Source organism: Streptomyces sp. NPDC054840, assembly GCF_053611065.1.
The window spans coordinates 1-5,009 of the sequence record NZ_JBSGZP010000560.1; the positions used below are offsets into that span (position 1 = coordinate 1).

Below are 5,009 nucleotides of genomic sequence, written 5' to 3' on the forward strand. Positions count from 1 at the left end.
GACGCGGTCCGCGGCGCTGGCCATCCGGGCGTCGTGGGTGACCATCATGATCGTCTGGCCGCGCTGGTGGTACCGGGAGAGCAGCCGCAGCACCTCACGGGTGCCCTTGCTGTCGAGGCTGCCGGCCGGTTCGTCGGCGAGCAGCAGTGCGGGGTGGTTGACCAGGGCGCGGGCGAGCGCGACCCGCTGCTGTTCGCCACCGGACAGTTCGCCGGGCATCGAGCGTTCGCGGCCTTCGAGGCCGAGTTCGGCGAGCAGTTCGGCACGGGATGCCCGGGCGGCTTTCGGGGAGGCTCCGGCGAGCAGTGCCGGGAGTTCGACGTTGTCGGCGACGGTGAGGTTGGAGACCAGGTTGAAGAACTGGAAGACGACGCCGACGCTGCGGCGCCGCAGGACCGCCCAGCGGGCCTCGCGGTACTCGTCGACCCGCTCGCCGCCGATCCACAGTTTTCCGCTGTCGGGGCGCTGGAGGCCGCCTATGAGGTGCAGCAGTGTGGATTTTCCGGCTCCGGAGGGCCCGGTGACGGCGACGAACTCGCCGGGCCGGACGGACAGGTCCACCCCGCGTACGGCGTGCACCGGTACGCCCTCGCCGTGGTGCGTCTTGGTGAGGCCCTCGGCGCGCACGATGGGCTCGGCGGGGGCGGCGGACCCGCCGGACACGCCAGGAGCAGCGGCGGTGGTGGCGTCGTCGCTCATTCCAGCTCCTCCTGGCAGCGTTCCAGCCAGTCGAGGTCGGCCTGCAGGTGCAGCATCGCGCCCTCGATCAGCAGGTGGGAGATCTTGTTGTCGCGGTCCTCCGCCGCGGCCAGCTTGGACAGGTCCCGCATGGTGTTGAGGTACTGCCGCCGCTGCTTGTTGATCAGTGCGACCGGATCGGCCAGACCCGACTGCGGTGCGAGGGCGAGTTTCATGAAGAACTCGTCCCGTACCCGGGGTTCCTCGGCGGTGTCCTCGAACCAGGCCAGCACGGCCTCGCGTCCGGCGTCCGTCAGCCGGTAGGTGCGCTTGTTGGGGCGTCCCGACTGCTCGACGTCCTCGCCCTCGATCAGGCCGCTCTTCTCGAGCCGTCCGAGGGTGACGTAGATCTGGCCTACGTTGGGCTGAGGGTACGCGGCGCCCAGGAGCTTCTCAAGGTCCTGCTTCAGCTCGTAACCGTGCGCAGGGCTACGGGTGAGGAGCGCAAGGAGCGCCAGCCGCACTCGCTCCCCTCCTTCCCGCTCCGTAGTCAACGGTTCACTCGGCAGCGGGCCGATGTGCGCCGCCGTCCGTCTCGTCTGCCTGGGCGTCTAGTATCGCCCATGCCTAACGGGTATATATAGGCCACGATGGGTCGGCGACGCAGCCGGATCGTGCACTGGGAGGAATCTATGCGGTGGATACGTGCCGCGGGTAGAGCTCTCCTGGTCGGGGCGGTCGTCCTGGCGGGATACACCGGTCTCGGCGTCCGCGCCGACGCGGGCCCGGCGTCCGAGGACCGCGGCCCGCTGACGCTCGTGACGGCGGGCGATCTGACGAACTACCTCCCCCCGCTCCTGGAGGACTGGAACGAGGCCCATCCCGAGGAGCGCGTCACGCTCGTCGAACTGCCGGACTCGGCGGACGAGACCCGGGCCCAGATGATCAGTGAGCTGCGATCGGGCCGCGACCGGTTCGACGTACTGAACATCGACGTCGCCTGGACCTCCGAGTTCGCGGCGGCCGGATGGATCTCCCCCCTGCGGCGTGAGCGCTTCCCGCTGGACGCCTTCCTGCGGCCGGTCGTCGACACGGCGACCTTCGACGGCCGGCTGTACGCGGTCCCGTACGTCACCAACGCGGGGCTGCTCTACTACCGCAAGGACATCCTGGACCGGGAGGGCGAGGAAGCGCCGCGCACGTGGGACGAGCTGGTCCGCCAGGCGCGCACGATCGCCCCGAAGTACGGGCTGGACGGTTATGCCGGCCAGTTCCTGCCGTACGAGGGGCTCACGGTCAACGTCACCGAGGCGGTGCACTCGGCGGGCGGATCGATCCTGCGCGACGACGGGGCCCGCGTGAGCGTGGACTCGGACGCGGCGCGCGCCGGACTGCGGTTCCTCGCGGACGGAGTGCGGGAGGGCTGGATCTCCCGCGACGCGCTCGGCTACAAGGAGGAGGAGTCGCGGCGGGCCTTCCAGGACGGCCGGCTGCTCTTCCTGCGGAACTGGCCCTACGTGTACGCGGACGCGAGCGCGGAGGGGTCGAAGGTCGCGGGCAGGTTCGGCGCCGTACCGCTGCCCGGACCCCACGGGCCGGGCACCAGTGTGCTGGGCGGCTCCAACCTCGCTGTGAGCCGTCATGCGCGGCACCCGGCGTCGGCGGCCGACCTGATCTCCTACCTCACGAGCGAACGGGTCCAGCGGCAGGTGCTCACCAAGGGCTCGCTGCCTCCGGTGCGCGCCGCGCTGTACGAGGACCCCGACCTGGTGCGGGCGTATCCGTACCTGCCCACGCTGCGCCGGAGCGTGCTGTCGTCGGTGCCACGTCCCAAGAGTCCGCGCTACGACCAGGTGAGCCTCGCCGTACAGGCCGTGGCGCAGGACGTACTGGCGCTGCGCCAGACGCCGGAGCAGGCGGCGGCGCGGCTCGCGCGCGAGCTCGGGGTCATCTCCCGCAGGGGCTGATCGCACTCTTCCGCTCCCTCCTCAAGGGTCTCTACTTACATGTTAAGTAGAGACCCTTCTTCGTGCATGCGGTCAATCAGGCACAAAACCCCCCAACTTTTCCCTGTTTCTGGACACATCGTTGACACCTTCCGGTCGCTGCTACTTAACATGCATGCATAACAGCGCACCGATCCGGGGCGCTCTCGCATTCAGCAGACAGGTCGACGCGAGATGCTCAGCACCCTTCCGGCCGCCACCGGCCACCCCTCTCCCGCCGCCACCGCATCGGCCCCTTGGTGGCGCGACGCGGTGATCTACCAGGTCTACGTCCGCAGCTTCCTCGACAGCACCGGGGACGGCATCGGTGACCTGGCCGGCGTCCGGGCCGGGCTCCCCTACCTGCGCAAGCTCGGTGTCGACGGCATCTGGCTCAGCCCCTTCTACCCGTCGCCGCAGCACGACCACGGCTACGACGTCGCCGACTACCGTGGCGTCGACCCGGTCTACGGCGACCTCGCGGAGTTCGACCGGCTGGCGGCCGACGCCCGTCGGCTCGGGCTGAAGCTGCTGCTCGACATCGTCCCCAACCACTGCTCCAGCGAGCACCCCTGGTTCCAGGAGGCGCTCGCCGCGGATCCGGGCAGCCCGGAGCGCTCCCGTTTCCACTTCGCGCCCGGCCGTGGCCAGGACGGGGCGGAGCCCCCCAACAACTGGCGTGCGATGTTCGGCGGTCCCGCCTGGAGCCGGACCAGCGGGCCCGATGGCGCCCCCGGCGAGTGGTACCTGCATCTCTTCACGCCCGAGCAGCCCGACCTGAACTGGCGCGATCCGGCCGTGGGCGACGAATTCGAGGAGGTGCTGCGCTTCTGGCTGGACCGCGGGGTCGACGGCTTCCGCATCGACGTCGCCGCCGGGCTGTTCAAGCACCCCGCACTGCCCGACTCGGACGACCCCGGAGCCGACGAGCGGGCCCGCGACGCCGTCAACCAGCTGGCCTGGAACCAGCCCGAGGTGCACGGCGTGTGGCGGCGCTGGCGCGCGGTCTGCGAGGAGTACACCGCCCGGGACGGCCGCGAGCGGCTGCTGGTCGGCGAGGTGTCCGTGCCCACCGCGCGCGAGCACGCCGAGTACGTCCGACCCGACGAACTGCACCAGGCGTTCTTCTTCGACCTGCTCAGCGCCCCCTGGGACGCCGACGCCTTCCGTGCGACGATCACCGACGCGATGCGCGACATCGCCGGCACCGGCTCCACCGTCACCTGGGTGCTCAACAACCACGATCAGGTCCGCACGGTCACCCGCTACGCGGGCGAGCCCGGTGTGGAAGGCAGCGGCCTGGGGGCGGCCCGCGCCCGCGCCGCGGCCCTCCTCATGCTCGCGCTGCCCGGCGCCGCCTATGTCTACCAGGGCGAGGAGCTCGGCCTCCCCGAGGTCCTCGACCTGCCCGACGAGGTCCTCACCGACCCGATCTTCCACCGTACGGGCAGCCGCAAGCACGTCCGGGACGGCTGCCGCGTGCCGCTGCCCTGGTCCGGGCACGCCTCCCCGTTCGGCTTCTCCGGGGAGGCGGCCGGCGCCAAGCCGTGGCTGCCGCAGCCCGAGTGGTTCGCCGAGCACGCCACCGACCGCGCCCTGGCCGACACCCGCTCCTTCTGGCACCTCTACCGCGACGGGCTCCAGCTGCGGCGCACCCTGCCGCAGCTGGGCGAAGGCCCCCTGCGCTGGCTGGACACGCCTCCTCAGGTGCTCGCGATCATCCGCGGCGACGGGCTGGTCTGCGCGGTGAACTTCGGGATCGAGCCGGTGCCCGCCCCGGTCCCCGGAACTCCGCTGCTCGCGAGCGGTCCCTGTCCCGCGGGGGTGCTCCCCGCGGCGACCGCAGCCTGGTGGACGGCCGAATGCCCGTCCCCGTGACCCCGGGCCCCTGACCTCCCCCGCTTCCCACTCCTCCTCCCCCCTCCCCTCCGCCCCCCTCTTCTCTCCCCCGCGCACCCCCTCCATGTGCGTCCGGACCGCCCCCCGTGTCCCGGACCTCCAGACAAGGACTCCCTCATGCGACGACCCAGCAAGACGACCCGCCGCACCGCGGCCACCGCATCGGCGGCCCTCGCCCTCGCCCTCGGTGCCACCGCCTGCGGCGGCACCACCGGACCCGCGAGCGGCGGCGAACTGAGCGGCCAGACCGTGACCGTGGCAGGCGTCTGGACCGGCAGCGAGCAGCAGAACTTCAAGAAGGTCCTGGACGCGTTCACCGAGAAGACCGGCGCGAAGACCGTCTTCGTACCCTCCGGCGACAACGTCTCCACCTTCGTCGGAAGCAAGATCGAAGGCGGCAACGCTCCCGACGTGGTGATGGTTCCCCAGGTGGGTGTGCTCCAGCAG

The 5,009-nt window shown here is 71.2% G+C and carries 4 protein-coding genes and 1 pseudogene; 3 read left to right on the plus strand and 2 right to left on the minus strand.

Annotated features, from left to right (window positions below):
- On the minus strand, positions 1–699 hold a 699-nt coding region (locus ACWGIU_RS29530), incomplete at its 3' end, for an ABC transporter ATP-binding protein (RefSeq protein WP_453710863.1).
- Positions 696–1,202 carry a PadR family transcriptional regulator gene (locus tag ACWGIU_RS29535; protein ID WP_453710865.1) on the minus strand — a complete coding sequence of 169 codons (507 nt, stop codon included), beginning with the start codon at positions 1,200–1,202 and terminating at the stop codon, positions 696–698. The genes ACWGIU_RS29530 and ACWGIU_RS29535, both read right to left, overlap by 4 nt.
- Before the next feature lie 168 nt (positions 1,203–1,370).
- Between ACWGIU_RS29535 and ACWGIU_RS29540 the strand changes: the two genes are divergently transcribed.
- The 3 genes and pseudogenes from ACWGIU_RS29540 to ACWGIU_RS29550 form a co-directional block, all read left to right on the plus strand.
- The gene (locus ACWGIU_RS29540; RefSeq protein WP_453710867.1) at positions 1,371–2,645 is read left to right on the plus strand and encodes an ABC transporter substrate-binding protein; all 1,275 of its coding nucleotides are present in this window, start codon (positions 1,371–1,373) and stop codon (positions 2,643–2,645) included.
- A 213-nt stretch (positions 2,646–2,858) separates the two neighbouring features.
- The gene (locus ACWGIU_RS29545; RefSeq protein ID WP_453710869.1) at positions 2,859–4,541 is read left to right on the plus strand and encodes a glycoside hydrolase family 13 protein; all 1,683 of its coding nucleotides are present in this window, start codon (positions 2,859–2,861) and stop codon (positions 4,539–4,541) included.
- Between the two features lie 138 nt (positions 4,542–4,679).
- Positions 4,680–5,009: pseudogene (locus tag ACWGIU_RS29550) on the plus strand (carbohydrate ABC transporter substrate-binding protein); the annotation flags it as partial.